24 protein-coding genes and 1 pseudogene are annotated in these 22,959 nt (G+C 64.6%); 11 read left to right on the forward strand and 14 right to left on the reverse strand.

What is annotated here, in order from left to right:
* Nucleotides 1-2: 2 nt before the first annotated feature.
* Nucleotides 3-878 carry a 4-hydroxy-tetrahydrodipicolinate synthase gene (dapA, locus tag ACWPW1_RS08200; RefSeq protein WP_454253907.1) on the reverse strand — a complete coding sequence of 292 codons (876 nt, stop codon included), beginning with the start codon at nucleotides 876-878 and terminating at the stop codon, nucleotides 3-5.
* 365 nt (nucleotides 879-1,243) lie between these two features.
* On the opposite strand from dapA, the gene ACWPW1_RS08205 reads away from it, so the two are divergent.
* The 3 genes from ACWPW1_RS08205 to ACWPW1_RS08215 all read left to right on the forward strand — a co-directional run bounded on the left by ACWPW1_RS08205 (nucleotide 1,244) and on the right by ACWPW1_RS08215 (nucleotide 3,544).
* Nucleotides 1,244-1,720, forward strand: coding sequence for a GlcG/HbpS family heme-binding protein (locus tag ACWPW1_RS08205; protein WP_454252752.1), 477 nt, complete (start codon nucleotides 1,244-1,246; stop codon nucleotides 1,718-1,720).
* A gap of 11 nt (nucleotides 1,721-1,731) precedes the next feature.
* A complete protein-coding gene (uraH, locus tag ACWPW1_RS08210) occupies nucleotides 1,732-2,130 on the forward strand; it encodes a hydroxyisourate hydrolase (RefSeq protein WP_271654374.1) in 399 nt (132 codons plus the stop codon).
* Nucleotides 2,131-2,770: 640 nt separating this feature from the next.
* Nucleotides 2,771-3,544, forward strand: a complete 774-nt coding sequence (locus ACWPW1_RS08215; protein ID WP_454252753.1) for a lipopolysaccharide biosynthesis protein — start codon at nucleotides 2,771-2,773, stop codon at nucleotides 3,542-3,544.
* A gap of 10 nt (nucleotides 3,545-3,554) precedes the next feature.
* On the opposite strand, the gene ACWPW1_RS08220 is transcribed toward ACWPW1_RS08215, so the two are convergent.
* The 4 genes and pseudogenes from ACWPW1_RS08220 to ACWPW1_RS08235 form a co-directional block, all read right to left on the reverse strand.
* The gene (locus ACWPW1_RS08220) at nucleotides 3,555-4,298 is read right to left on the reverse strand and encodes an SDR family oxidoreductase (protein WP_454252754.1); all 744 of its coding nucleotides are present in this window, start codon (nucleotides 4,296-4,298) and stop codon (nucleotides 3,555-3,557) included.
* 165 nt (nucleotides 4,299-4,463) lie between these two features.
* A complete protein-coding gene (locus ACWPW1_RS08225) occupies nucleotides 4,464-4,901 on the reverse strand; it encodes a YqaA family protein (RefSeq protein WP_271655814.1) in 438 nt (145 codons plus the stop codon).
* Nucleotides 4,902-5,014: 113 nt separating this feature from the next.
* Nucleotides 5,015-5,555: pseudogene (locus tag ACWPW1_RS08230) on the reverse strand (DsbA family protein).
* Nucleotides 5,556-5,647: 92 nt separating this feature from the next.
* On the reverse strand, nucleotides 5,648-6,691 hold the full coding sequence (locus tag ACWPW1_RS08235; protein ID WP_454252755.1) for an SDR family oxidoreductase: 1,044 nt from the start codon (nucleotides 6,689-6,691) through the stop codon (nucleotides 5,648-5,650).
* 161 nt (nucleotides 6,692-6,852) lie between these two features.
* Here ACWPW1_RS08235 and ACWPW1_RS08240 point away from each other — a divergent pair, with 161 nt between their 5' ends.
* On the forward strand, nucleotides 6,853-8,244 hold the full coding sequence (locus ACWPW1_RS08240; RefSeq protein ID WP_454252756.1) for a CoA transferase: 1,392 nt from the start codon (nucleotides 6,853-6,855) through the stop codon (nucleotides 8,242-8,244).
* Between the two features lie 35 nt (nucleotides 8,245-8,279).
* On the opposite strand, the gene yghU is transcribed toward ACWPW1_RS08240, so the two are convergent.
* From yghU to ACWPW1_RS08255, 3 genes are all read right to left on the reverse strand, one after another.
* Complete coding sequence (yghU, locus tag ACWPW1_RS08245; RefSeq protein ID WP_454252757.1) at nucleotides 8,280-9,113, reverse strand: glutathione-dependent disulfide-bond oxidoreductase; 834 nt, start codon at nucleotides 9,111-9,113, stop codon at nucleotides 8,280-8,282.
* Nucleotides 9,114-9,280: 167 nt separating this feature from the next.
* On the reverse strand, nucleotides 9,281-10,183 hold the full coding sequence (locus tag ACWPW1_RS08250; protein ID WP_059314270.1) for an AraC family transcriptional regulator: 903 nt from the start codon (nucleotides 10,181-10,183) through the stop codon (nucleotides 9,281-9,283).
* A gap of 65 nt (nucleotides 10,184-10,248) precedes the next feature.
* Nucleotides 10,249-11,343, reverse strand: coding sequence for a GNAT family N-acetyltransferase/peptidase C39 family protein (locus ACWPW1_RS08255; protein WP_454252758.1), 1,095 nt, complete (start codon nucleotides 11,341-11,343; stop codon nucleotides 10,249-10,251).
* Nucleotides 11,344-11,482: 139 nt separating this feature from the next.
* Here ACWPW1_RS08255 and ACWPW1_RS08260 point away from each other — a divergent pair, with 139 nt between their 5' ends.
* On the forward strand, nucleotides 11,483-12,976 hold the full coding sequence (locus ACWPW1_RS08260) for a RimK family protein (RefSeq protein ID WP_454252759.1): 1,494 nt from the start codon (nucleotides 11,483-11,485) through the stop codon (nucleotides 12,974-12,976).
* A gap of 122 nt (nucleotides 12,977-13,098) precedes the next feature.
* Here ACWPW1_RS08260 and ACWPW1_RS08265 read toward each other — a convergent pair whose 3' ends face one another.
* Entirely contained in the window at nucleotides 13,099-13,296 is a 198-nt protein-coding gene (locus ACWPW1_RS08265) for an SEC-C metal-binding domain-containing protein (protein WP_058762382.1), read from the reverse strand.
* Between the two features lies 1 nt (nucleotide 13,297).
* Entirely contained in the window at nucleotides 13,298-13,780 is a 483-nt protein-coding gene (locus ACWPW1_RS08270; protein ID WP_059314273.1) for an LEA type 2 family protein, read from the reverse strand.
* Between the two features lie 168 nt (nucleotides 13,781-13,948).
* On the opposite strand from ACWPW1_RS08270, the gene ACWPW1_RS08275 reads away from it, so the two are divergent.
* Complete coding sequence (locus tag ACWPW1_RS08275; RefSeq protein WP_454252760.1) at nucleotides 13,949-14,524, forward strand: hypothetical protein; 576 nt, start codon at nucleotides 13,949-13,951, stop codon at nucleotides 14,522-14,524.
* A gap of 5 nt (nucleotides 14,525-14,529) precedes the next feature.
* Here the strand turns inward: ACWPW1_RS08275 and ACWPW1_RS08280 are convergent, their stop codons facing one another.
* Nucleotides 14,530-15,003: a YchJ family protein gene (locus tag ACWPW1_RS08280; RefSeq protein ID WP_323148721.1), complete on the reverse strand. Its 474-nt coding sequence runs from the start codon at nucleotides 15,001-15,003 to the stop codon at nucleotides 14,530-14,532.
* A gap of 1 nt (nucleotide 15,004) precedes the next feature.
* Nucleotides 15,005-15,502, reverse strand: a complete 498-nt coding sequence (locus ACWPW1_RS08285; protein ID WP_059314276.1) for a DUF6231 family protein — start codon at nucleotides 15,500-15,502, stop codon at nucleotides 15,005-15,007.
* Nucleotides 15,503-15,637: 135 nt separating this feature from the next.
* Here ACWPW1_RS08285 and ACWPW1_RS08290 point away from each other — a divergent pair, with 135 nt between their 5' ends.
* The 4 genes from ACWPW1_RS08290 (at nucleotide 15,638) to ACWPW1_RS08305 (ending at nucleotide 20,261) form a co-directional block, all read left to right on the forward strand.
* On the forward strand, nucleotides 15,638-16,291 hold the full coding sequence (locus ACWPW1_RS08290) for an OmpA family protein (protein ID WP_026083574.1): 654 nt from the start codon (nucleotides 15,638-15,640) through the stop codon (nucleotides 16,289-16,291).
* Nucleotides 16,292-16,381: 90 nt separating this feature from the next.
* On the forward strand, nucleotides 16,382-16,642 hold the full coding sequence (locus tag ACWPW1_RS08295; protein WP_059314277.1) for a DUF1145 domain-containing protein: 261 nt from the start codon (nucleotides 16,382-16,384) through the stop codon (nucleotides 16,640-16,642).
* A 135-nt stretch (nucleotides 16,643-16,777) separates the two neighbouring features.
* Complete coding sequence (dinG, locus tag ACWPW1_RS08300) at nucleotides 16,778-18,922, forward strand: ATP-dependent DNA helicase DinG (protein ID WP_059314278.1); 2,145 nt, start codon at nucleotides 16,778-16,780, stop codon at nucleotides 18,920-18,922.
* A gap of 193 nt (nucleotides 18,923-19,115) precedes the next feature.
* On the forward strand, nucleotides 19,116-20,261 hold the full coding sequence (locus tag ACWPW1_RS08305; protein WP_059314279.1) for a serine hydrolase domain-containing protein: 1,146 nt from the start codon (nucleotides 19,116-19,118) through the stop codon (nucleotides 20,259-20,261).
* Between the two features lie 9 nt (nucleotides 20,262-20,270).
* Here ACWPW1_RS08305 and ACWPW1_RS08310 read toward each other — a convergent pair whose 3' ends face one another.
* Nucleotides 20,271-20,840: an NYN domain-containing protein gene (locus tag ACWPW1_RS08310; RefSeq protein WP_454252761.1), complete on the reverse strand. Its 570-nt coding sequence runs from the start codon at nucleotides 20,838-20,840 to the stop codon at nucleotides 20,271-20,273.
* A gap of 207 nt (nucleotides 20,841-21,047) precedes the next feature.
* Complete coding sequence (locus tag ACWPW1_RS08315) at nucleotides 21,048-21,467, reverse strand: hypothetical protein (protein WP_454252762.1); 420 nt, start codon at nucleotides 21,465-21,467, stop codon at nucleotides 21,048-21,050.
* 231 nt (nucleotides 21,468-21,698) lie between these two features.
* Between ACWPW1_RS08315 and ACWPW1_RS08320 the strand changes: the two genes are divergently transcribed.
* Nucleotides 21,699-22,931, forward strand: a complete 1,233-nt coding sequence (locus ACWPW1_RS08320) for a glutamate carboxypeptidase (protein WP_454252763.1) — start codon at nucleotides 21,699-21,701, stop codon at nucleotides 22,929-22,931.
* Nucleotides 22,932-22,959: the final 28 nt, after the last annotated feature.

The following is a 22,959-nucleotide window of genomic DNA, read 5'->3' on the forward strand; positions in this document are numbered from 1 at the left end:
GATCAGTCGCGGTAGACGGCCAGCAGGCCTTCGAGCTTGTGCACCGTGGCGTCATCGAGCGGTGCGACCGGCGCACGGCAGGGACCGACCGGGACGTTGAGCAGGTCGGCGGCCTTCTTCAGCACCGACGGCATGGTGCCCAGCGCGAAGGCGTCGCGTAGGGGTCGCAGCTTTTCCTGGGCCGCGCGCGCTATGGCATGATCGCCGGCCTGGAAGGCGTTCCAGATGGTCATGACCACCTGGGGCACGGCATTGGCGGTGGCCGCCACGGCGCCATCACCGCCGGCCAGCAGGTTCCAGTAGATCAGGGAGTCGGTACCGGCGAAGACCGCGAAGTCGTCACTGCGGTACTTCATCATCTGTACCAGCGCATCGAAATTGCCGGCGCTGTCCTTGATGCCCTTGATCTGCGGGTGCTGGCTCAGGGCCGCGACGGCGCCGATGCCGATGGACATGCCGGTCTTGGCCGGAATGTTGTAGAGCATCAGGGGCAGGGCAGAGGCGTCACCGATGGCTTCGTAATGCGTGATCAGCTCTTTCTGGCTGACGGCATTGAAGTAGGGGGTGATGACCGACAGGGCATCGACGCCGCGATCGGCCATTTTTTTGTTCAGTTCGATCACTTCGTGAGTGGCGAAGGCGCCGGTGCCCGCTATGACCGGTACCCGGCCGCCGGCGGCATCCACGGTGAGCTCGGCGATGCGCAGCTTCTCGGCTTCGGAGAGGGCAAAGAATTCGCCATTGGTGCCCAGTACGAACAGGCCATGGACACCTGCGCCGATCAGGTTTTCGATCAGAACGCGCAAAGCGTTTTCGTCGACGCGCTGCTGGGCGTCGAAGGGGGTGACGAGGGCGGGAACGATGCCGCGGAATTTCATGGTCATGCCTACCTTGTGATTGTTCTGATCACAATAAAGCATGTTTTGATCTAATCGATCAATAGTGGTCTGGTTGATTTGTGGGTTGATGAATCCCTTGCCGAGAGTGATGAGGAAGGGATTCCAGGACCTGCCAGCGGTTTGTCTGCGTGCGAGCCTGATAGCTACGAGCCGAGCATGAGCGGTCCTGCGATGGCGTTGCGGTCATCTGCAATGCCTGGAAAACGAGGAACAAAGACGCTTGGTGGCAGCCGGAGTGGGCGGCCATCTGATTGATCACCCTGACAAAATTGTCACGGTCCAGTACCCCTTCCTGACCGAGCGATCAGGATAATTTGGCGGGGTCATCTCCTGGACCTCGAATCATGTCGCGCTTTCTTTCTTGCCTAACCGTCGCGCTGCTGGGCGCTACCTTGCTCGGTCAGGCGCAGGCAGCCCTGCCGCAGCACCCCGATCTCGACTTGGATGCCGCACATCGACTGGCGCAAGCCGCACCCTGCAGCGCTGCGCTCGCGGTGCTCGACCGCAGCGGTCAAATGATCCTTTTGCAGCGCGATACCCGCGTCGGGCCGCATAACGCCGAGGCGGCTCGCCGCAAGGCCTTCACCGCCCTGTCCACGCGCACCCCGTCCCAGGCGCTGGCCGAGCGCGCTCGGCAGAACCCGGACGCTGCCAATCTCGTCACCTTGCCCGAGTTGCTGCTGTTGGGCGGCGGCATCCCCCTCTATGAAGGCGACCAGTTGGTCGGCGCCCTGGGCATCGCCGGTGCCGGCGGTGGCGGGGCGGACGAGCGTTGTGCGCTGACGGCTGCTGAACACCTCAATCTCACCTCCCATCCTTGAAGGAGATCTTCATGAAGACGTTCGTTCTGTTGTCTGGCCTGGCCCTGTCCGGCCTTGCCGTCGCCGCGCCCAATCCCCTGAGCGTCCATGTGCTCAACCTGGAGGACGGCAAGCCGTCGGCCGGGGTGCACGTGACCCTGGAACGCCAGGTAGGGCAGGGCTGGCAGCCGCTGGCGGAAGAGGTCACCAACGACCAGGGTCGGGTGCCGGCGCTGTTCCCCAAGGAGCGGACCTTCGAGAAGGGTGAATACCGCGTGGTCTTCAAGACCGGGGACTACTATCGCCAGCAGGGCCGTAGTGCCTTCTTCCCGGAAATCCCTGTGGTATTCGACGTCACCCAACCGGAGCAGCACTACCATATCCCGCTGCTGCTGAGTCCCTACGGCTTCAGTACCTATCGAGGTTCCTAGATCAGTTGAGGGGTGAGGTGCCTTGCCGGAGCTACCGCTGGGATAGGTGAGGCCTAGCCAGTGATGATGGAAGGGCATCCCCCTGGTCATCTTGCCGAGCTCCGCTTAGATGGGCACAACCTCTCGGCTGGCCGGGGGGACGACTCCTGCTGGTCGATCCCTTCGTGGTGTCTTGAACGAAAGGTGATGGCTTTTCCGGCCACACCTCTCGTCGTTTAAAACGCCGCCATCAAACGAGATGATGCCAAGGAGGTAATCCACCTGCGATCCAGCTGTTTGCAGGTTTGGGCGTTCTTTTCGGCAATACGCGTTCACGCGGTCAACGACCTCTATGCGGCGCATTACGGGGATGTATCTGTCTAGCCTGTAATAGCGCTGACGTAGTCATAGGCTCTTTCCTGCTGGCCAAGATTCGCGTGAAGCGGGAGCAGTGAAACAGCGCCTGGCAGGAGAAGAAGCCCATCGTCATCGCGTTAATCGTTTTTGCCTCCCGTTATTTCTCCAGTCGATGTCGTTGATACTGTCTGACTGATGGCGTTCGCCGTGTTTTTGACCAGGAGCCGGTGCCTATGCCGCTAGATCAAGATCTTCCTCTATTACCCTGGCTAGTCATGTGCCTGGCCGTAAACGGATCATGGCGATGAGCCAGGACTTCGCTTCGCTGCGAGGCAGCCAGCAGGGTCCGGTGCTCTTGCTGGCGTCGGGGCCGTCGGCGGGGGAACTCCGCCTGGAAGCCTGGCGTGATGTGCCAGTCATTACCATGAACGGCGCCATTGCCAAATTGACGAAGAGCGCCATCGAGCCGTTGTTCTATGTCTGTAGTGATCTGAGTTTTGCCGCCCAGCAGCCCGAACTCTATGCGCAGGGCCTCGAACGCGCCCAGCACCTGGCATTGTGGCCGGAGGCCATCGATGAGTTGTCAGCCGGGTTGCATGGCAAGGCGCATGGGCTCAAGCGGGCGCCCAGTACCCGACTGGAGCACTACCTCGGCGCTGAGCGTGCCCAGGCGCAACGTGTCCATACGCTGCTCAGTCGCCGGGCACGCGACATCGGTTTCAGTCGGGACATGGACTACGGCATCTTCGATGTACGGACCGTCGCCTTTATCGCCCTTCAATTAGCCTATCACCTGGGTTTCAGCGAGATTTATCTGGCCGGTGTCGATCTCAATGCCCAGGCCCCACGCTTCTACGAAGGCAGTACGGACCCGAGATCGCCCTGCGGTCTGGACGAACATCTGCACAACCGTATCTTGCCCGGCCTCAAGGTCATGCAGGACGTCATGACCGCCGACGGTCGGCAGGTCCTCAACCTGTCTCGCTGCAGCCGTATTCCTGCGCAACTCATCCCGCGCGCCGATCTGGCCTACGTGGAGGCGGCCTGGCTGGGGCAGCGGACCCGTCAAGCCGGTTGACGACGAAGCTTCAGTATTCCTGCCGCGTCGGGCGGAAGAGGATTTCGTTGATATCCACGTCGTCCGGTTGGCTCAAGGCGTAGATGACTGCCCGGGCAAAGGCATCGGCGGGAATGGCGAGCTCATAGAGCTTGCGAACGTTTTCAGCGACGTCTGCTTCGGTGATGGAGTCGGGTAACTCCGTGGCAACCGCGCCGGGGGAAAGGATGGTGGTGCGCAGGCCATAGGGCTTGACCTCCTGGCGCAAGCCTTCGGAGATGATCCGTACGGCATGCTTGGTGGCCGAATAGACGGTGCTGCCGGCGCGGACCTTATGGCCGGCGACCGAGGCGACGTTGATGATGTGGCCGCTCTTCTGCGTTTGCATGGCCGGCAGTACCGCGGCGATGCCATAGAGCACGCCCTTGATGTTGACGTCGATCATCTGGTCCCAGTCTTCCAGACGCCGCCGGTCCAGTGGCGAATGCGGCATCAGCCCGGCGTTGTTGAGCATGACGTCGACACGACCATGGTGCTCCAACGCCAGATCGACCAGGGCCTGGACCTGCTCGGCCCGGGTCACGTCGGTGGCCTTGACCTCGACCTGGGCGCCCAAGGACCGCAGATCGGTTGCCAGAGCTTCCAGACGTTCAAGTCGGCGCGCGCCCAGCACCAGGTGCGCGCCGTGTTGGGCCAGCATGCGCGCGGTGGCCTCACCCAGGCCGCTGCTGGCCCCCGTAATGACGACGACCTTGTCTCGGATGTTGTCGCTCATGGAAAGCTGCTCCTGAAGGCTGTTGAAAGTCATCAGACTTCATACCTTACTTAAGGTGCATGGGCTGATGCGGCTGTTCTCCACTGGGCTTCGCTTACGCAGGTCTACGGCAGGCCCTCAGGCGCCACGACATTCTGTCGAAATTTCAGAGCGGCCAGTCCGCAGTCAACGCCAACCGAGGGTAAGACCCCAGACCACCACATAGCGCGTGGCCTTGGCCAGGGTCACCACCAGCAGAAAGCGCCACAGCGGTTCGCGCATCACCCCGGCCACCAGGGTGAGGGGATCGCCGATCACGGGCGTCCAGCTGAGCAGCAGCGACCACCAGCCCCAGCGCTGATAGGCCGCCTGGATGCGGGCAAGGCGTTGCGGCGACACCGGAAACCAGCGGCGCTGGCGAAAGCGTTCGAGGTGGGTGCCCAGCCACCAGTTCAGCGTCGAACCCGCGACATTGCCCAGCGTCGCGGCCAGCAGCAGGAGCGCCGTGGCATAGCGCTCGGTGAGCAGCAGCCCGGCCAGGGCCGCTTCCGACTGCAGGGGCAGCAGGGTGGCCGCGCCAAAGGCGAGGGTGGCCAGGCCTAGGTAGACGCTCAGGGCTTCCAGAATGAAGCTCCCGCAAGGAAAGCCATTAAGGGTCTGTCTCGGGTCGGGACGAAGCCGCCGAGCATAGCGCCATTAGCCGCGCTACGCCGCCTCTCGACCCTGAGCCCTAATGCTCAACCCAGCCTGGCGATCCAGTCCGCGACCGAATCGCCGCTGCTCATGTCCGGCTGCACCAGGCCATCGATCATGAAGGCCGGCGAGACATGGATGCCGTTCTGCCGGGCGTACTTGCAGTGCCACTTGATGGCGTGCTGCAGGTCCGGCTTGGCGAAGGCGTCGGCCAGGGCCAGGCCGCTGTAACGCTCCAGGCGCGCGATGATGTCGTTGGGTGTGGCCTCACGGTTAGGCCCGGTGGCGTGATCCTTGAACTCGAACTCCTCGCGGTGGGCGGCCACTGCCGCCAAGACCGCCTTTGCACTCTCCTTGCCCCCCTTCCAGGGTGGCGGCGGCCAGGACGCAGCGCACCACCACCCCGGAGAACAGGTGCCAGGGCTGGGATTGCAGGCGGATCTTCAGGGTGATCCGCTCAGGGCCGGCCTGGGCCAGCAGGTCGTCGAGCTTGTTGAAGGCCTTGACCGAGAAGGGACAGGTAGGCTCGAGAAAGACTTCGAAGGTGCGGGGGCCATGACCCCAGGTGAGCGTGTCTGCGTACATCATGAAACTCCAACCGAATTGAGCGAAGCGATCAGGTTGTGACCGCGCGCTGTCCCGGGCGTTTTCCAGGATTCAGGACGGCGCGGGACGCCTCAGGGAATCAGCCGTCGCCTGCGCATGTCCTCCAGATGCGCGAGCAAGACCTCGTCGGACCTCAGGATCATCTGCCCAAAACCCGCTTGCCGCGCCTTGGTCACGTCGAAGATGGCGTCCTTCTCGACATGGAAGATGAAATCGCCAAAGGCGCCGGGTGCGATTCGTTCGGGATCGGCCTCGGCCAGTCCTTCGCGCTCTGCCAGCGCCTGCCAGACCGGGTTCAGCGCGGTCAGGCGCTGGGCCAGGGAGATAGGTTGCGGCTCGCCCACGTCCAGACCGAACCAGTCGGCCAGCTGCGGCCAGACGTGACTCCAGCGGAAGACGTCGCCATTGGTGAGGTTGTAGGCACCGTCGCGTTCTTCTTCCGCTGCCCAGACCGCGGCGTCGCCCAATAGCGGCGCAGCGGTGACGTTGACCAGGGCGCCGCGGTAGGCCTGCTCCGTTCCGGGAAACTGCATGGCCGTGCCGGTCTCGCGACAGAGCGCGCCATAGAGGCCGATGAGGTTGCCCAGATTCATGGCCGATCCCAGCGAATGGCCGATGACGATGTCGGGCCTCAACGCCGTCCAGCGAATGCCATCAGCTTCGAGACTGCGGACGAAGTCTTCATGGCGGAAGTAGAGGTTGGGCGGGAAGTGACGACTGTCGTCCTCGCGGGCCGGCGTCTTGTAGACCCCTAGGTGAGCGCCGTAGATCTTGCCGCCCTGGACGAAGGTGATGCGGTCCAGGGGCGCTCCGGCGCTACGCACCGCGCCCACCAGGTTCTCCAGCATGGCGGCGTTTTCGTCCGCCTCCACGCCTGGATCGGGGTTCGGCTTGAGGGCGCTGTAGAAGAGATGGGTCACGCCGGCCAGGTCGGCCTTGGCCGCTGCCAGGCTATTCCGGTCCAGCAGGTCGGCGGTCAGATGGGGAAAGCGGCTTGGGCCCTGTTTCGAGCGGCCAACGGTGATGATGGACCAGCCGGTCTTGGCGAAGGCCTCCAGCACGGCCTGGCCGATGATGCCGCTGGCGCCGGCGATGAGCAGCTGTCTTCCGGTCATGGGGTCTCCCGATAAGGTCTGGTGAAAGATGAAGAAAAGACCCTGGTGCCTGATGCTTTGTCCCCGTGGCGGGCCGGACGGTAGGCGGGCGAAAACCAATGTCCTGCTCGCGCAGGCACGGCTACTGTGGCAATAACGCCTGCGGCTTTGGAGAACCTCCCTTGATCAACCCATCCGGCACAGCTGCCATTCTCGACTCCCTGCTCGGCGAACTCGTCGCCGCCCTCGAACTGCCTGCCTCCCTGGCGTCGGCCCTGCAGGTTCAGGGTAGCGGCAGTCTCGCCTCCTGCTTTCCGGTCAGCGACCTGGCCACGGCGGCGATCGGTGTCGCCGGATTGGCCATCGCCGACCTGCTGGCCGAGAGAGGAGCCGCGGTCCCGGTAGAGGTGGATCGTCATCTCGCCGCGGCCTGGTTCAAGACAACCTTGCGCCCCCTGGGCTGGGAATTGCCGGGCGTCTGGGACCCGGTCACCGGTGATTACCGCACCCGTGACGGCTGGTTGCGGTTGCACGCCAACGCGCCGCATCACCGAGAGCGCGCCCTGGCCGTGCTGGGTTGCACCAACAGCCATGACGCCGTCGCGCGGGCCATGGCCGATTGGCCTGGCGAAGCCCTGGAAACGGCCATCGTCGCGGCGGGTGGCTGCGCGGCCAAGCTCCGCACCCAGGCCGATTGGCAGGCGCATCCGCAGGGGCAAGCCGTCCGCGCCGAACCCCTGATCGCTCAGGAATGGACGGCTGCCGATACAGCGCTGGATTGGCAGCCGGATCCATGGCGTCCCTTGCAGGGCATTCGGGTCCTCGACCTGACCCGGATCCTCGCCGGGCCCATCGCCACGCGATTGCTGGCTGGACTGGGCGCCGAGGTGCTACGGATCGATCCGCCCGGCTGGGACGAGCCGGCCCAGGCGCCCGAAGTCACCCTCGGCAAGCGCTGCGCACGGCTCGATCTCAGGCGACCTGCCGATCGCCAGCGCTTCGCGGCGCTGCTGGTCGAGGCGGACATCCTGGTTCACGGCTATCGCGCCGATGCGCTGGAACGGCTGGGTTACGGAGGGGCGCAGCGACGCGCGCTCAATCCCGGCCTGATCGATGTGTCCCTCTGCGCCTATGGCTGGAGCGGTCCCTGGGCGCTACGGCGGGGCTACGACAGCCTGGTGCAGATGTCTTGTGGCATCGCGGCGGCCGGCAGTGAGTGGCGGCAGGCGGAGCAGCCGGTGCCCCTGCCGGTCCAGGCGCTCGACCATGCCACTGGCTATCTGATGGCCGCCGCGGCCATTCGGGGACTGGCGCGGCGTCAGCGGGAGGGGCGAGCGTTGACGGCGCGCCTGTCACTGGCGCGTACCGCCTGGCTGCTGACCGAGCGACCGGGCGCGTGCGGCGGTCCCGCTTACCACGGGCCGGAGGAAGGGGATTACCGCAAGGAACAGGAACTAACCGCCTGGGGATCGGCGTTGCGCTTGCGAGCGCCGCTCCGGATTGGCGGGGTCGAGCTGCAGTGGCGGCGCCCCGCGACGCGACTCGGATCCGCCACGGCGGACTGGAGCCGCTAGGGTGCAGCAGACACCTGCTGCACCCTCCGGTGGGATCAGTCCAGGTCGCTGGCCGAATGCCGCTCGGCCACTTGCTCGCCGGCCTCACCCCAGGTGCGATTGACCCGGCGACCACGCTGCACCGCCGGCCGGGCGGCGATGGCCTGCGCCCAGCGCTGGACGTGGGTGTAGTCCTGTACGGCAAGGAATTCCGCGGCGTTGTACAACTGGCCCAGCACCAGGTTGCCGTACCAGCTCCAGATGGCGATGTCGGCGATGCCGTATTCCTCGCCAGCCACATAGCTGCGCTCGGCCAGCAGACGGTCGAGCACATCGAGTTGGCGCTTGGCTTCCATGGCGTAGCGGTTGATGGGGTATTCGAGCTTTTCCGGCGCATAGGCATAGAAATGCCCGAAGCCACCGCCTAGGAAGGGCGCGGAGCCCATCTGCCAGAACAGCCAGTTCAGCGTCTCGGTGCGACCGGCGTGATCCTTCGGGATGAAGGCGCCAAAGCTGTCGGCGAGATAGAGCAGGATGGCACCGGATTCGAAGACGCGCAGCGGCTCGGCGCCCCGACGATCCACCAGGGCCGGGATCTTGGAGTTGGGATTGATCTCCACGAAGCCGCTGGAAAACTGATCGCCCTCGTTGATACGGATCAGCCAGGCGTCGTACTCGGCGTCGGTATGTCCGAGCGCCAGCAGCTCTTCCAGCAGGATCGTCACCTTCATCCCATTGGGCGTGCCCAGGGAATACAGCTGGAAGGGGTGCTCGCCGACCGGCAGTTCCTGGTCGTGGGTCGGGCCGGCAATGGGGCGGTTGATGCTGGCGAAGTTGCCGCCGGAGGTGGTGGGAGTCCAGACGCGTGGGGGAGTGTAGGAATCGGTCATGGTGGCACTGTCCTCTGTCGGCACGGATTGGTAGTTCGATCATAACCGAACTTTGCGCTTGGTCTGTCAATGGTCTCAAGCGCGTAACAGACCAGGTCCAGCAGCGCAGGCAGACACGGTAGATCAGTGATCCATGCAGACGCCGCCTGCCAGCGCACGGCAGCCGATCAGGCGTTCTGTTCGGTCAGTCGCTGCACGGTAAGGCTACGGTACTGGCGCGGGGTCATGCCCTTGAGCTGGTGGAAGCGGCGGTTGAAGTTGGAGATGTTGTTGAAGCCCGCCTCGAAGCAGATGTCGGTGACCGGCATGCGACTGTGGGAGAGCATCTCGCAGGCCTTGCTGATGCGCAGGCTGTTGACGAATTCGACGAAGGTACGACCGGTGGCCTGGCGGAAGAAGCGCGAAAAATAGGTCGGCGTCATGCCCAGGTGCTCGGCCACTTCCTCCTGGGTGAAGTCGCGCTGGTAGTGATCGAAGATGAAGTTCAGGGCACGGTTGGTGCGATCCACCGCCTGTTCGCTGGCAGTGGCCGGCTCGACGCTGCCGGAGAGCAGCTGATAGCGCTCCGAGGTGGCCAGCGCCTCCATCAGCACCAGGAAATGACCGAGGCGGGTCGCGCCGCCACTGTCGGCGATCTGCTGTAGCAACACCTCGGCACGGGCGATCAACTGCGAATCGTGGAATTCGATGCCGTAGCGCGCCCGCTCCAGCAAGGGGGCCAGACCGCTCAACTCGGGAAACACCGCCGTGGCGTTGTCCACCGTCTCATTGGTGAAGTTGACCAGCATGTCGCGCTTGGCCACCACCTCGCCCTCGGCGATTCGGCTGATCCAGTTGTGTGGCAGGTGGGGGCCGGTCAGAAACAGGCTGCCTGGATAGAAGTTGCCGATGTAGTCGCCGATGAAGGCCGTGCCTGAACTGGCCACGATCAGGTGCAGCTCGTATTCCTTGTGGAAATGCCAGCGCACCAGCGGACAGGGAAAACCATGCTCCCGGTAGATCACCGAGTGACCGCTCAGGTCCTCCATCAACTCGTAGGAGGGATTGCTCTTGCGCAGGGACTGACTCATGGGGCGACCCATCGCTCACGTTGGTCCTGATCCTGGCCCTGTTCGCCGCGTGGTGCAACCCCGTCTCAGGCGGGCCGCAGCACCACTGCGGCGCGCAGCTTGCCGCGGCCGAAGCGACTCATCTTGTCGAACTCGGCGTGGGAGACGGGAATGTGCTGACAGTCCAGCTCCCGCCGGTGCTGGCTGTGGTCGACATCGGGATCATGCAGGTAGACGAAGTCCTCGTCGCAGTCGGTGACCAGCACCCAGTGTGGCCCCTTGGCCTTGGTCAGCCGGAAGGAGCTGATCAGCACCAGGGGAAAGGCGCCTTCGGCGACCCAGCCAGCCACGTCCAGGCGGGTACGGTAGAGACGCTCGATGGGCGACTGCTTGACCTCGGCGCTGAAGTCTTCATGTACCAGGCGCATGACTTCCTTCTTCTCTTCGCTGCGGACCCCATCGAGAAACAGCGGGCCCCGGGTGTTGACCTGCAAGGTCACGCGGAAGCCGCGTCGCTGGGCGGCCAGGGCCAGGCCATGGGGGCCGCAACCACCATGGCCCGCGGTCATGTAGATGGTCGTGGCTTCACGCCATAGCCGCAGTTCCTCACGCCGCTCCAATGGCCGGCCCGGCTGCAGCGCGCCCATGGCCATCAGCAGGCAGGACGGGCCACAGGTGAAGTCGGTGGTCTGGCGATAGAAGGGCACGGGGCGCGCCTGACCTTCTCGCGGTTGGCGGATACGCTTTTCGAAGCGCAGCGCCTGGCTGTGGTCTTCGTAGTAGTCCTCTACCGTAGCGAAGGGCAAATAGCCGTTGCGCTCATAGAGGCCGATGGCGGCGGCGTTGTCCGGTCGTACTTCCAGGCGCAGATAGGCGCAGTCGCGCTCCAGCGCCTCGGCTTCGGCGGCGTCGAGCAGGCGTTGACCCAGACGATGGCCACGGGCCGCCGGATCGACGGCGATGGAGTAGAGACGCGCCATCGAGGTGTTCTGGTGAAACAGCACCAGGGCGTAGCCGGCCACCTGGCGGTCGCTTTCCGCCAGGATGAGCACGGCGTTCGCCCGGGTGAGCATCCAGTGGAAATTGCGCCGGGAAAGGCGGTCATAGCTGAAGCAGCGGGCTTCCAGATCGACCAGTGCCGCCAGATCGTCCAGCCCGGCGGGCCTGAGCATGAAACTCATCGCGAAGGATTCTCCTGGAGCAGAGCGGGCAGCCTGGCATGGTTAAGCAACGGTTAATAGCACCCGCGTTACAACAGTTGGAGTGGTCAGGCGGCATCCGGGTTTCCGCCGCCACCACGCCCCGCATCGAGGAGGTCCAGTGAGCAAGCTGTATATCGTCGTGGAACGCAAGGAAGACTGGTCGTCCTACTATCCCAGCGAAGACGTCATCACCGCCCAGGAATACCTGGAGCAGTCCAACGAACAGGACAATGGCAAGCGGGTCCAGGTCATCAACCTCTGCCGCAGCCAGAAGTACCTCGGCCACGGCTACTACTGCTCGCTCCTCGCCGAAGCCCGGGGGCACAAGGTCATCCCCTCCGTGCGCACCATCAGCGAGTTGGCGCGCAAGTCGCTCTATGGCCTGGCCCTGGAGGACCTGGACAAGCTGCTAACCAAGGCGCTGGCCGGCCATCCCTATGGCAGCGCCGATGGCTTCACCCTCACGCTCTATTTTGGCAATACCGACATCGCCCCCTTGCAGGATTTGGCGCGCCAGGTCTTCGAGGCCTTTCCCTGTCCGCTGCTGCTCGTGGAATTTCGCCGCGACCGTGCCGGTTGGCACATCGGCGGACTCAAGCTGGGCAGCATCCACAAGCTGCACGAACAGCAGGAAGATCACTTCGCCAACGCCCTCGACGGCTTCAGTCGCCGCGTCTGGCTAAAGCCCGGCCGCCGCGAGAAGTACCGATTCGACCTCGCCATCCTGCATGACCCCAAGGAAGCCTTTCCACCCTCCGATGCCAAGGCGCTGAAGAACTTCGTGCGCGTCGGCAAGCACCTGGGCATGGACGTGGAGCTGATCGAAAAGAAGGACTATGCGCGACTGGGTGAATTCGACGCCCTGTTCATTCGCGAGACCACCGCCATCGATCACCATACCTATCGCTTCGCCAAGAAAGCCGAAAGCGAGGGCCTGGTCGTGATGGACGATCCGCGCTCGATCCTCAGATGCACCAACAAGGTCTATCTGGCCGATCTCCTGCGCGCTCACAAGCTGGACATGCCCGCCACCGAGATCCTCTACAAGGACAATCCCGGCCAGCTCGAAGGGCTCGGCGAGCGCCTGGGCTTTCCGCTGGTGCTGAAGATTCCTGATGGCTCCTTTTCCCGGGGTGTCATCAAGGTCGAGGACCCGGCGCAGCTGCGCAAGGCCAGTGCCGAATTGTTCGAGCGTTCGGTGCTATTGCTGGCACAGGAATTCTTCTATACCGAATACGACTGGCGCATCGGCGTGCTCAACCAGGAGCCGATCTTTGCCTGCCAGTACTTCATGTCCAAGGGCCACTGGCAGATCTACGACCACAGCGCCTGCGCCACCGAGGTCAGCGGCGATTTCCGTACCCTGGCGGTGCAGGACGCGCCCCACGCCGTGGTCGAACTGGCAGTACGCACTGCCAACCTGATTGGCGACGGTCTCTATGGCGTGGACCTGAAACAGGCAGGCGACAAGCTGGCGGTGATCGAGGTGAACGACAACCCCAACATCGATTGCGGGGTGGAGGACCTGGTGCTCAAGGATGATCTCTACGCCCTGGTCCTGGAGGAATTCATCCGGCGGCTGGAGTCGCAACGCGGTGGACAACCCTGGTAACGCGCCAGGGTCGCGGGGCCGTAGGTTGGGCTGAAGCGTAGCGAAGCCCAACAGTCCAGACTGACTCCGCTAGGTTGGGCTCAGACGGTAGAGCCGCCTCAGCCCAACCTACAGAAACGGACTCAGGCGCCGTGGCACTTCTTGAATTTCTTCTCGCTGCCGCAGGGGCAGGGATCGTTGCGACCCACTTCCTTCAGCGGATTGCGCACCGGCTCCTGGGCATGGCCATGGTTGCAGTGCGGGCCGTGCACATGGTGGGCATGGCCGTGATCGTGGTCATGGTCGTGATTGCAATCGGGACCGTGGACGTGCTGGTTCATCTCATAACTCCGGGATGTAGGCGCCAGGCACGAACTGCCCCTGGCGAGAAAAATGGACACTGCGGCCGAACAGCCAGCCGGTCTTCACCCGGCCACGCAGGCGGTAGTTGATCGGCTCGTTGGGGTTCTCCAGCATGCGGCCGACGTCCTTCACGTAGCGCCACAGGTTGGTCTGTACCGGTACGGAGAAGCTGCGCCGACCATTGGCCGGCACCGACGAGTGCAGGTTGGTGACGCCCTGGGACAGCAGCAGGTCGTTCAGGTAGACCGTATAGGCCAGGCTGCGTACGGGCAGGGTGCTGTCGTTGGGGTTCTGGACGCGGAAGTGCAGCACGAAGTCCTGGCTCCAGAGCCGGGCGCGGATCAGCTCGACACCGGTCAGCTCGACCTGGGGTTCTTCGTAGTTGTGCCCGATGTAGGTACAACCGCCAAGGCTGCTCAGCAAGACGCCGAGCAGGGTGATGAACAAGGCCTGGCGAAGCATGCGGCACTCCCGTTTTCTGCGCAGTTTAACAAGCACCGATTGCTGCACAAGTCGGGGCCGCTTGGCACAGGCTAACAAAAAAACGGCGGGGCCAGTCGACCACGCAGACTGGACCGGCCCGACGTGACGTTGCATCCTGCATCCCTTGCCGTGACCGAGGAGGTCGTCATGTCCGCCGTTCTCTATGAAATCGCCTTCCAAGGCGAGCTGATCGCCGGCGCCGATGCGCAGCAGGCCCGGCAGAATCTGATGCGACTGTTTCAGGCGGATGAACAGCGCATCGCCGTGCTTTTCTCCGGTCGCCGCATGATCATCAAGAATCGCCTGGATGCGGCGACGGCCGAGCGCTATCGCGCCACCCTGGCCCAGGCCGGGGCGCTGGTCGAGGTCGCGCCCATGGCCGAGACGGTCGAGCCGGCGGCGGCGCCAACCGAGACCCGGGCAGAGCCAGCACCGGCACCTGTACCCCTGTCCTCGCCATCCTCCGCTGAACGCGGGTCACTGTCAGTCGCGCCCCGGGATGCGGTGATGGCCGCCTTCGTCGATGTCCAGGCGCCGGATTTCGGACTGGCGCCGGTGGGCGCCGATCTCCATGATCACAACGCGCCGGTGGCACCCCCGCAGGTTGACCTCTCGCACCTGAGTCTGGCCCCGGTGGGTAGCGATCTGGCTCCAGCATCCGCGGCGCTGCCTGTGGCGGTTCCGGACACGGATCACCTCACGCTTGCCCGGGAAGAGCCCTAGTCGGTCTACAGGAAACCGGCACAGCACTTCTTGAACTTGGCACCACTGCCGCACAGGCAGGCATCATTGCGACCCGGCAGGGGACGCACGGTCGGGTCGAGAAAGTACCAGCGGCCCTCGCGCTGGACGAAGCCCGAGCGCTCTTCATGACGATGGGCCCCGCGCCCATCCTCCCAGCGTGCGACGAAGCTGACCCGGGCATGCTGCGCATCGCCTGGCTCGGGGCGATGCTCCAGCACCTGCAAACCCTGCCAGCGACTGCCCAGGCTCCAGGCCGCCAGGGCCTCCCGGTCCAGCTGTTGCTGCTGCGCGGGCGCCGTGGTGGCTACCAGGTAGTCGATCAGCCCCAGCACGTAGGCGCTGTAGCGCGAGCGCATCAGCCGTTCGGCATCGGGCGCCGGAAGGCCTTCATGGAACGGACCGCAACAGTCGCCGAGCGGGCGGTCCGAGCCACAGGGGCAGGGGGCCATGGATTGCATCTCACCACCAGTACTTGCCGAAATTCTGCGGATTGGCCCAGAACCGGGCATTGAGCCAGTCCGGGACCTGCTTGTAGTCGTGCAGATCATAGCTGAACAGGGTGACCACCTGGCCTTCGCGGGCGAAGCGTTCGCTGGCCTGCAGGGCGAGGGCGTAGAAATCCGTCGCCTGCCAGTCGCTGGCGGCCAGGTCCACCAGCACGGCCAGCCGCGAGGTGTTGAAGTTGCGCAGACCGCCGAGCAATTCGCGGCCCTGGCGCAATGGCAGGTGTTCGAGGCAGTCGGCGACGATCACCAGATCGTAGCGTTCGGCCAGCAGCGTAGGGTCCTCGTGCGGTGCCGAGGCGTGCAGCAGCTGGCATTGGGGGTGAGCGTCCACATAGGCTTGCAGCGCCGGCAAGGGTTCGCGTGCCACGCACAGCAGGCGCGTGGGTCTATGGTGCTCGAGCAAGCTTGCCAGAGCCTCTTGCGGGGTACGGGACGAGAATATCTTTGCCATTAAGGGAACCCTAATCAAATCGCGATTGACTAAGCAACCAGCGTTGTCAAGATGTGTACGCCACCATTAGTCTGACAGCGCAATACAACGAAAGACGAGCCTAACTCGCGGCACTAGGTCTATAGGAGACCCTTCATGAGCAAGAGCATCGCAAGGACAGCTTTACCCCTCATCCTGGCAAGCACCGTGCTGGCCGGTTGCGCGGGCGGCGTACAGAAATCCGATTGGCCGGTGTGCGCTGCGGTAGGCGCGCTGGTCGGCGGCGCGGCAGGTGCTACTCAGAGCGGTAACGTCGCCGGCATGGCGGCCCTGGGTATCGGTACCACCGCAGGCGCCTATTGCTGGGTGCATGGCAAGGGTAACGAGCAGGTCGCTCGCATGGAGCCCGCTCCGGCTCCGGCGCCCGCACCGGCCCCCGCGCCGGCACCGCTGCCCAAGCAGGAAGTGATCACCGCGCGTGACCTGCACTTCGCCTTCGACTCCGCTGAAGTCAGTCCGCAGGACCGTGCCCAGCTCGATGGTATCGCCGGCCGTCTGCGTGGCGAAGCCGCCAGCACCCGTCTGTCGATCACCGGTCACACCGACAGCAAGGGTACCGATGCCTACAACCAGCGTCTGTCCGAGCGTCGTGCCAAGTCGGTCAGCAACTACCTGATCCAGGCCGGTGTGCCGGCGGCCAGCGTCGTGTCCGTGAAGGGCATGGGCGAGCGTCAGCCGATCGCGACCAACGAGACCGCTGAAGGCCGTGCCACCAACCGTCGCGTCGAAATCCAGATCGACCGCGAGTGATGCAGGGGCGGCGGACCGAGGTCCGCCGCCTTTACTTTTTCCGGCGATAGGCGTTATGGTCCGATCCATCTCGTCCTCCTGCTGGAATCCATGAAAACCCTGTCCCTTACCGGCAAAGTTCTTCTTCTGCTGTTCTGGCTTGCCGCAGCCGCCGCCCTCGCTCTGCCTCTCGCTCGTCCCTTCCCCGAATTGCTCGCGCTGGTCGCCCTGGCCCTGCTGCTGCTGCACCTGGGTGAAGTCTTCGCCAGCCGTCGTGCCTTGCGTCTGCGTCGCCACCCCTGGCTCGACCGCGTGAGCCTGTTGATCTTTGGCGCCTTTCATCGCCTGCCCCCACAGCTGCCGAGCGCCTGATCGGCCTGCGACCACAACGTTGGGCGCATCCTGACGACAGGCGCGTTATCATAGCGCCCAAGATCCATTACTGTAGATGCATACAGCGCTCGTCCGCCGGACGTGGCGCTGCTTTGCCATCGCCCGGAACCAGGCATGCTCAGCACCGAACTCAAGACCCAGATCCAGGGCGCCTACACGCGTTTCCTCGAAGCCAAGTCGCTCAAGCCACGCTATGGCCAGCGCCTGATGATCGCGGAAACCGCCAAGGGCCTGGGCGCCATCACCCAGGACGGGGAGGGCCACCGCGAAGGTGAGCCGGCCGTGGTGGCGGTGGAGGCGGGCACGGGTACCGGCAAGACCGTGGCCTATGCCCTGGCCGCCATCCCCGCGGCCAAGGCTGCCGGCAAGCGTCTGGTGATCGCCACGGCGACGGTGGCGTTGCAGGAGCAGATCGTGCACAAGGACCTGCCGGACATCCTGCGCAACAGCGGGCTGTCCTTCAGCTTCGCCTTGGCCAAGGGGCGCGGGCGCTATCTCTGCCTGTCCAAGCTGGACATGCTGCTGCAGGAAGGCCAGGCCCAGAACGCCACCGCCCAGCTGTTCGCCGAGGACGGCTTCAAGATCGATGTGGACGAGTCGTCCAACGAACTGTTCGGCAAGATGATCGAGCGCCTGGCCGGCAATCGCTGGGACGGTGACCGCGACAGTTGGCCGGAAGCCATCGAAGACGTGCAGTGGTCGCGCATCACTACCGACCACAGCCAGTGCACCAATCGCCACTGCCCGAATTTCCAGCAGTGCGCCTTCTACCGGGCGCGTGAGGGCATGACCAAGGTCGATGTCATCGTCACCAACCATGACCTGGTGCTGGCCGACCTGGCCCTGGGTGGCGGCGCCATCCTGCCCGATCCGCGCGACACCCTCTATGTGTTCGACGAAGGCCACCACCTGCCGGACAAGGCCATCGGTCACTTCGCCCATTTCACCCGGCTGAGATCCACCGCCGAGTGGCTGGAGCAGATCGCCAAGAATCTCACCAAGCTCCTCGCCCAACACCCGTTGCCGGGCGATCTCGGTCGCCTGGTCGAGCAGGTGCCGGAGCTGGCGCGGGAGATCAAGACCCAGCAGCAGTTCATGTTCACCGCCTGCGAGGCCCTGGCCGATTTCCGCGCCGGCGAGGACATGGAAGGCCGGGAACGGCCGCGCCACCGCTTCGTCGGCGGGGTCATTCCCGAAGACCTGCGGGAAATGGGCATCGAGCTCAAGAAAGGCTTCGCCAAGCTCACCGATCTGTTCACCCGCCTGACCGAGATGCTCAAGCAGGCCATGGATGGCGAATCCAGCATTGGCCTCGCCAGCTACCAGGCCGAGGAGTGGTATCCGCTGTTTGGCAGTCTGCTGGCCCGCGCCCAGGGCAACTGGGAGCTGTGGACGGCCTTCACCTGCGAAGACCCGGAAGACAGCCCGCCCATGGCGCGCTGGATGACCCTGGCCGAAACGGGATCGCTCTACGACATCGAGGTCAACGCCAGCCCCATCCTGGCTGCCGAGATGCTGCGTCGCCATCTATGGAACGTGGCCTTCGGTGCCCTGGTGACCTCCGCGACCCTGACCGCGCTCGGCACCTTCGACCGCTTCCGCATGAGATCCGGCCTGCCGCGCTCGGCGGCCACCGCCGTGGTCCCCAGCCCGTTCCGCCACGCCGAAGCCGGGGTGCTGCGGGTGCCGGATCTGAAGGCTGATCCGCGCAATGCCGCCGAGCACACCGCGGCCATCGTCCGCGAATTGCCAGCCATGCTCGAAGGTGCCCGTGGCGCCCTGGTGCTGTTTTCCTCGCGGCGGCAGATGCAGGACGTCTTCGACGGCCTGGAGCGGGACTGGCGCAAGCGGGTGCTGATCCAGGGCAACCTGTCCAAGCAGGAGACCCTCAACAAGCACAAGAAGCGCGTCGATGACGGCGAGGCCAGCGTGCTGTTCGGTCTGGCCAGCTTTGCGGAAGGGGTCGACCTGCCCGGTGCCTACTGCGAGCACGTGGTCATCGCCAAGATTCCGTTCGCCGTGCCGGACGATCCGGTGGAAGCCGCCCTGGCCGAGTGGATCGAGGCGCGCGGTGGCAATCCGTTCATGGAGATCGCCGTGCCCGACGCCTCCCTGCGCCTGATCCAGGCCTGCGGCCGGTTGCTGCGTACCGAGCAGGACAGTGGCACCATCTCGCTGCTGGATCGCCGCCTGGTGACCCAGCGCTACGGCAAGGCCATCCTCAATGCGCTACCGCCGTTTCGGCGGGAGATTCAGTAATTGGCGGCCTTGGTTACGCCAATTCGTAGGTTGGGCTAAGACGGTTCCATCGTCGAAGCCCAACAGATCCGGCGCCGAGGCAACAGCTATTGGGCTTCGCCGCGCTCAACCCGACCTACCGCGACCTTTGGCAGTGGCCGTATCAACGGACCGTCTGACTACGGCGCCAGAGCATCACCAGTAAGGAAGACCCATGACCGTCCACGGCTATCACGACCTGAGATTCGAATCCGTCCGCGAGGCCTTCGCCGAGTTGCTGGCCGCCGGCCAGACCCGCGGCGCGGCGCTGTGCGTCCAGGTCGGCGGTGAAACGGTGCTGGATCTCTGGGGCGGGATGGCGGACAAGGACGGCCAGACGCCGTGGCACACCGACACCCTGCTCAATCTGTTCTCCTGCACCAAGGCCTTCACCACGGTGGCGGCGTTGCAGTTGGTCGAGGAGGGCAAGCTGGCCCTCGATGCCCCGGTCGCCGAACGCTGGCCGGCATTCGCTGCGGCCGGCAAGGCCGACATCACCCTGCGGCAATTGCTCAGCCACCGCTCCGGCGTCTCCGCCTTGCGCGAACGCCTGGCGGGTGACGCCCTGTACGACTGGGACACCATGACCGCCGCGGTCGCCGCCGAGGCACCCTGGTGGACGCCCGGCACCGCCCATGGCTATGCCCCCATCACCTTTGGCTGGCTGCTGGGTGAACTGATCCGTCGCGCCGACGGCCGTGGCCCGGGCGAGGCCATCGTGGCCCGGACCGCCGAGCGTCTGGGTCTGGATTTCCACATCGGTCTGCCGGCGAGCGAAGACGAGCGCGTCGCCCATATCGTACGCGGCAAGGGGGTGCTGGGTGATGCCGCCGCGCAGCGCCTGCTCAAGACCACCATGAGCGATCCGGGCGCCTTGCCGACCCTGGCCTTCGGCAATCCATCCGGCGTGCTCACCAGCACCAACAAGGCCGAGTGGCGCCGCTTCGAGCAGCCGGCCGCCAACGGCCATGGCCATGCACGCAGCCTGGCGGGCTTCTATGCCGGTCTGCTGGCCGGCGATCTGCTGGAGTGGGAAACCCTGAGCGAGGCCCTGCGCGAGCACAGTCAGGGCGAAGACCGTACGCTCTTGACGCCGACCCGCTTCGGCCTGGGCTTCATGCTCGATCAACCGGACCAGGCCAACGCCACCTATGGCCTCGGGCCTCAGGCCTTCGGCCATCCGGGGGCGGGCGGTTCGACCGGCTTCGCCGACCCGGAGCGCGAGGTGGCCTTCGGCTTCGTCACCAACACCCTGGGGCCCTATGTGTTGATGGACCCGCGCGCCCAGGCCCTGGCGCGCGCGGTGGGGGAGTGCCTCTAGGGCAGTCGGCTAGCGGGCGATGGCCGCCTCGATATCGCGGAATTCAACCACCCGGACGTAGGGTGCGATTTCGCCACTGATGGAAAAGTGCGCGCCGATCACCGTGACCTCGACGCCTTCGTTTTCCACCAGGTACTGGACGACCTCATGGAAGTCGCCATCGCCGGCCACCAGGTAGAGCTTTTTCCAGCCGCGTTTCGCATGGGAGCGCATCAGGTTGAACGCAAGGCCGACATCGACCCCCTTCTGGCTCTTGGTCGTGTACTGCTCGCCCGTTACCGGATGCAGGATCGGCCCGCCACCCACGGACGCAGGCCATTCGTGAGCCTTGGTTTGCAGCCAGTAGAGCTTGACCCTCAGGCCGGCGCCCTTGGGCGGGGCCGAGCTCAGGAACTTGTTGAAGCCGGTCTGGGCGATGGTGGGTGGGTCGCTATCGCAGTTGAAGTAGTAGGCGTCACCTATGGGTTCGCCCGCATCCTGCTCGATGAAAAGACGCAGTTTTAGATAGTCGAATTTGGCGCCGGATACAGAGCCGTTCCAGGCGCTCAGTGCATAGGCGCCGTCGACGAACCACGCCACGCCCGTTCGAGTTGTAGTTGGCATCGTATTGCTGGGACCAGGCCTGTTACCGTTGATGGGCGCACACCCGCACGCGGGATGCGCGGCGCCTATTGTGGGCTTAATTCCCTGTTTGCGCCTCAGGTAACGACAAGAGAATCCAAACGCCGTGATCTAGAGCGATCGCTCGGGCAGGAAAGCGGCCCTGGACGCTGGGGGAGAGCGGATTTATGTCGCCCTGGCTTCACGACCGTCGTTGGCGTGCGCGGCATCGACGATCAAGGCGTTCTGCAACAGACGGATTCGCGGTGCCACATGGTAGGCGCCGTCATCGTTATGGCGCAGGTAGAGGCGTTGGCAGCCAAGACACCGCCATACCGTGCTCTGGTTGTAGGGATAGAACCGGGGAGCGATGGGCGCGTCATTCGACCAGTAGTGGGTGGCGCCTGGGTGATATTCCTCGATGATCGACTCCTCGGGCGCATGACGCGCCAGGGTGCCGATCTGCGCGAAGTCCGTTTCCCGGTAGCCCACCGGCCAGGCAGTCCACCCCGCCAGATCCCGCTGCAGGCAGCGGCAGTCCTGCGTGATGGCTGCGGCCCTTACGGCCAGATCCTTGAGCGTCGCGACATCTATGAATCCGTCCATGAGCAAGCCTCCTGCTGGCCTGGCAGCACTGCCGCGAAGCGGACCTTCGCCGACGATTGATCCCGCCATCATCACCCTGGCGTTCAGGGAACTCAATCAGCGCTATCGACAAGGGGGCGCTGGCTCTCTTTGTACGTGCTGACGAGACGAAGCTCCACGCGGATTTCCCCTGGGTCGCGGTCCCGACTACAGTTGTCTGACTAATCCAACAATACCAACAAGGAATGCCCGATGTCCGCTCCGTTCTTCCGCACCACCCTCGCCGCCGTTCTTACCTGCTGTATCGCCTTGCCTGCCAGCGCCGCCCTCGACGAACGCATCCAGTCCGCGGCAGAGCAGGCCAAGGCACCGACCCTCACCTTGCTGGAGCGACTGGTAAACATCGATTCGGGCTCCGGGTATGAGCCCGGGCTGACCGAAGTCGGCACCCTCTTGACCACCGAACTGAAAAAGCTCGGCGCCGCCGTGCAACAGGTGCCCAACACCGCGCCGGACAAGAGCCAGCATCTGGTGGCGACCTTTAAGGGTACCGGCAAGGCCAAGATCCTCTTGCTGGCGCATATGGATACCGTATTCAAGGAAGGCACGGCCAAGGCCCGGCCATACCGTACCGACGAAAAGCGTGCCTATGGCCCGGGTGTGTCCGATGACAAGGGCGGCATCGTGGTCGCCCTGGCGGCCCTGGACATCCTCAAGAGCCTCGACTTCAAGGACTATGGGCAGATCACCCTGCTGCTGGATGCCAGCGAGGAAACCGGCTCTCAGGCCGCCACCGACCTAATTGCCAAGACCGCCAAGCAGCATAACGTGACGCTGAACCTGGAGCCGGGGCGTCCGGGCGACGGCCTGGTGATATGGCGCAAGGGCAGCGCCACCGCCGTGGTGGAGGTCAAGGGCAGGTCGTCCCACGCGGGGGTCGCCCCGGAATTGGGACGCAACGCCGCCACCGAGGTGGCGCACCAGGTATTGCAGCTGGGCAACCTGGGCGACGCGGAGAAGAAGACCTCCGTCAACTTCACCGTGATCAATGCCGGTGAGCGCATCAACGTGATTCCTGAGCACGCCATCGCCAAGGCTGACGTGCGCGCTGCCTTGCCGGAGGAATTCGACCGGGTCGAGCGGGACCTGGCACGGATCGCCGCCACCAAGCAGGTCGCCGACACTGAAGTGACCACCCGCCTGGAGCGCGGCCTGCCGCCGATGCCTCAGACTCCGGCGAGCGACAAGCTCCTGGCCATGGCCCAGGGCATCTACGGCGAGCTGGGTCGTACCCTGACCGTCGAAGGCAGCGGCGGCGCGGCGGATGCCAGCATCGCGGCGGGTGCCGGGGTGCCCACCCTGGACGGTTTCGGCATCGTCGGTGGCAAGCTGCATACCCCCGAGGAGTATGTCGAACTGGACAGCGTCACGCCGCGCATCTATCTGCTCACGCGGATGCTGGTGGAACTGTCGAAGGCGCAGTGACGGCGCCCCAGGCATTGCCTCTCGCAAG

It is taken from the genome of Pseudomonas sp. Marseille-Q7302, from assembly GCF_965111925.1.

What these genes read in the sequence shown, in the direction of transcription:
- ACWPW1_RS08220 (WP_454252754.1), bottom strand. Translation starts at nt 4,298, where the DNA reads ATGAGCGACAACATCCGAGACAAGGTCGTCGTCATTACGGGGGCCAGC.
- ACWPW1_RS08235 (WP_454252755.1), bottom strand. Translation starts at nt 6,691, where the DNA reads ATGACCGGAAGACAGCTGCTCATCGCCGGCGCCAGCGGCATCATCGGC.
- uraH (WP_271654374.1), top strand. Translation starts at nt 1,732, where the DNA reads ATGAAGACGTTCGTTCTGTTGTCTGGCCTGGCCCTGTCCGGCCTTGCC.
- ACWPW1_RS08295 (WP_059314277.1), top strand. Translation starts at nt 16,382, where the DNA reads ATGAAAACCCTGTCCCTTACCGGCAAAGTTCTTCTTCTGCTGTTCTGG.
- dinG (WP_059314278.1), top strand. Translation starts at nt 16,778, where the DNA reads ATGCTCAGCACCGAACTCAAGACCCAGATCCAGGGCGCCTACACGCGT.
- ACWPW1_RS08275 (WP_454252760.1), top strand. Translation starts at nt 13,949, where the DNA reads ATGTCCGCCGTTCTCTATGAAATCGCCTTCCAAGGCGAGCTGATCGCC.
- ACWPW1_RS08270 (WP_059314273.1), bottom strand. Translation starts at nt 13,780, where the DNA reads ATGCTTCGCCAGGCCTTGTTCATCACCCTGCTCGGCGTCTTGCTGAGC.
- yghU (WP_454252757.1), bottom strand. Translation starts at nt 9,113, where the DNA reads ATGACCGATTCCTACACTCCCCCACGCGTCTGGACTCCCACCACCTCC.
- dapA (WP_454253907.1), bottom strand. Translation starts at nt 878, where the DNA reads ATGAAATTCCGCGGCATCGTTCCCGCCCTCGTCACCCCCTTCGACGCC.
- ACWPW1_RS08280 (WP_323148721.1), bottom strand. Translation starts at nt 15,003, where the DNA reads ATGCAATCCATGGCCCCCTGCCCCTGTGGCTCGGACCGCCCGCTCGGC.
- ACWPW1_RS08320 (WP_454252763.1), top strand. Translation starts at nt 21,699, where the DNA reads ATGTCCGCTCCGTTCTTCCGCACCACCCTCGCCGCCGTTCTTACCTGC.
- ACWPW1_RS08255 (WP_454252758.1), bottom strand. Translation starts at nt 11,343, where the DNA reads ATGAGTTTCATGCTCAGGCCCGCCGGGCTGGACGATCTGGCGGCACTG.
- ACWPW1_RS08215 (WP_454252753.1), top strand. Translation starts at nt 2,771, where the DNA reads ATGAGCCAGGACTTCGCTTCGCTGCGAGGCAGCCAGCAGGGTCCGGTG.
- ACWPW1_RS08305 (WP_059314279.1), top strand. Translation starts at nt 19,116, where the DNA reads ATGACCGTCCACGGCTATCACGACCTGAGATTCGAATCCGTCCGCGAG.
- ACWPW1_RS08285 (WP_059314276.1), bottom strand. Translation starts at nt 15,502, where the DNA reads ATGGCAAAGATATTCTCGTCCCGTACCCCGCAAGAGGCTCTGGCAAGC.
- ACWPW1_RS08315 (WP_454252762.1), bottom strand. Translation starts at nt 21,467, where the DNA reads ATGGACGGATTCATAGATGTCGCGACGCTCAAGGATCTGGCCGTAAGG.
- ACWPW1_RS08250 (WP_059314270.1), bottom strand. Translation starts at nt 10,183, where the DNA reads ATGAGTCAGTCCCTGCGCAAGAGCAATCCCTCCTACGAGTTGATGGAG.
- ACWPW1_RS08205 (WP_454252752.1), top strand. Translation starts at nt 1,244, where the DNA reads ATGTCGCGCTTTCTTTCTTGCCTAACCGTCGCGCTGCTGGGCGCTACC.
- ACWPW1_RS08265 (WP_058762382.1), bottom strand. Translation starts at nt 13,296, where the DNA reads ATGAACCAGCACGTCCACGGTCCCGATTGCAATCACGACCATGACCAC.
- ACWPW1_RS08290 (WP_026083574.1), top strand. Translation starts at nt 15,638, where the DNA reads ATGAGCAAGAGCATCGCAAGGACAGCTTTACCCCTCATCCTGGCAAGC.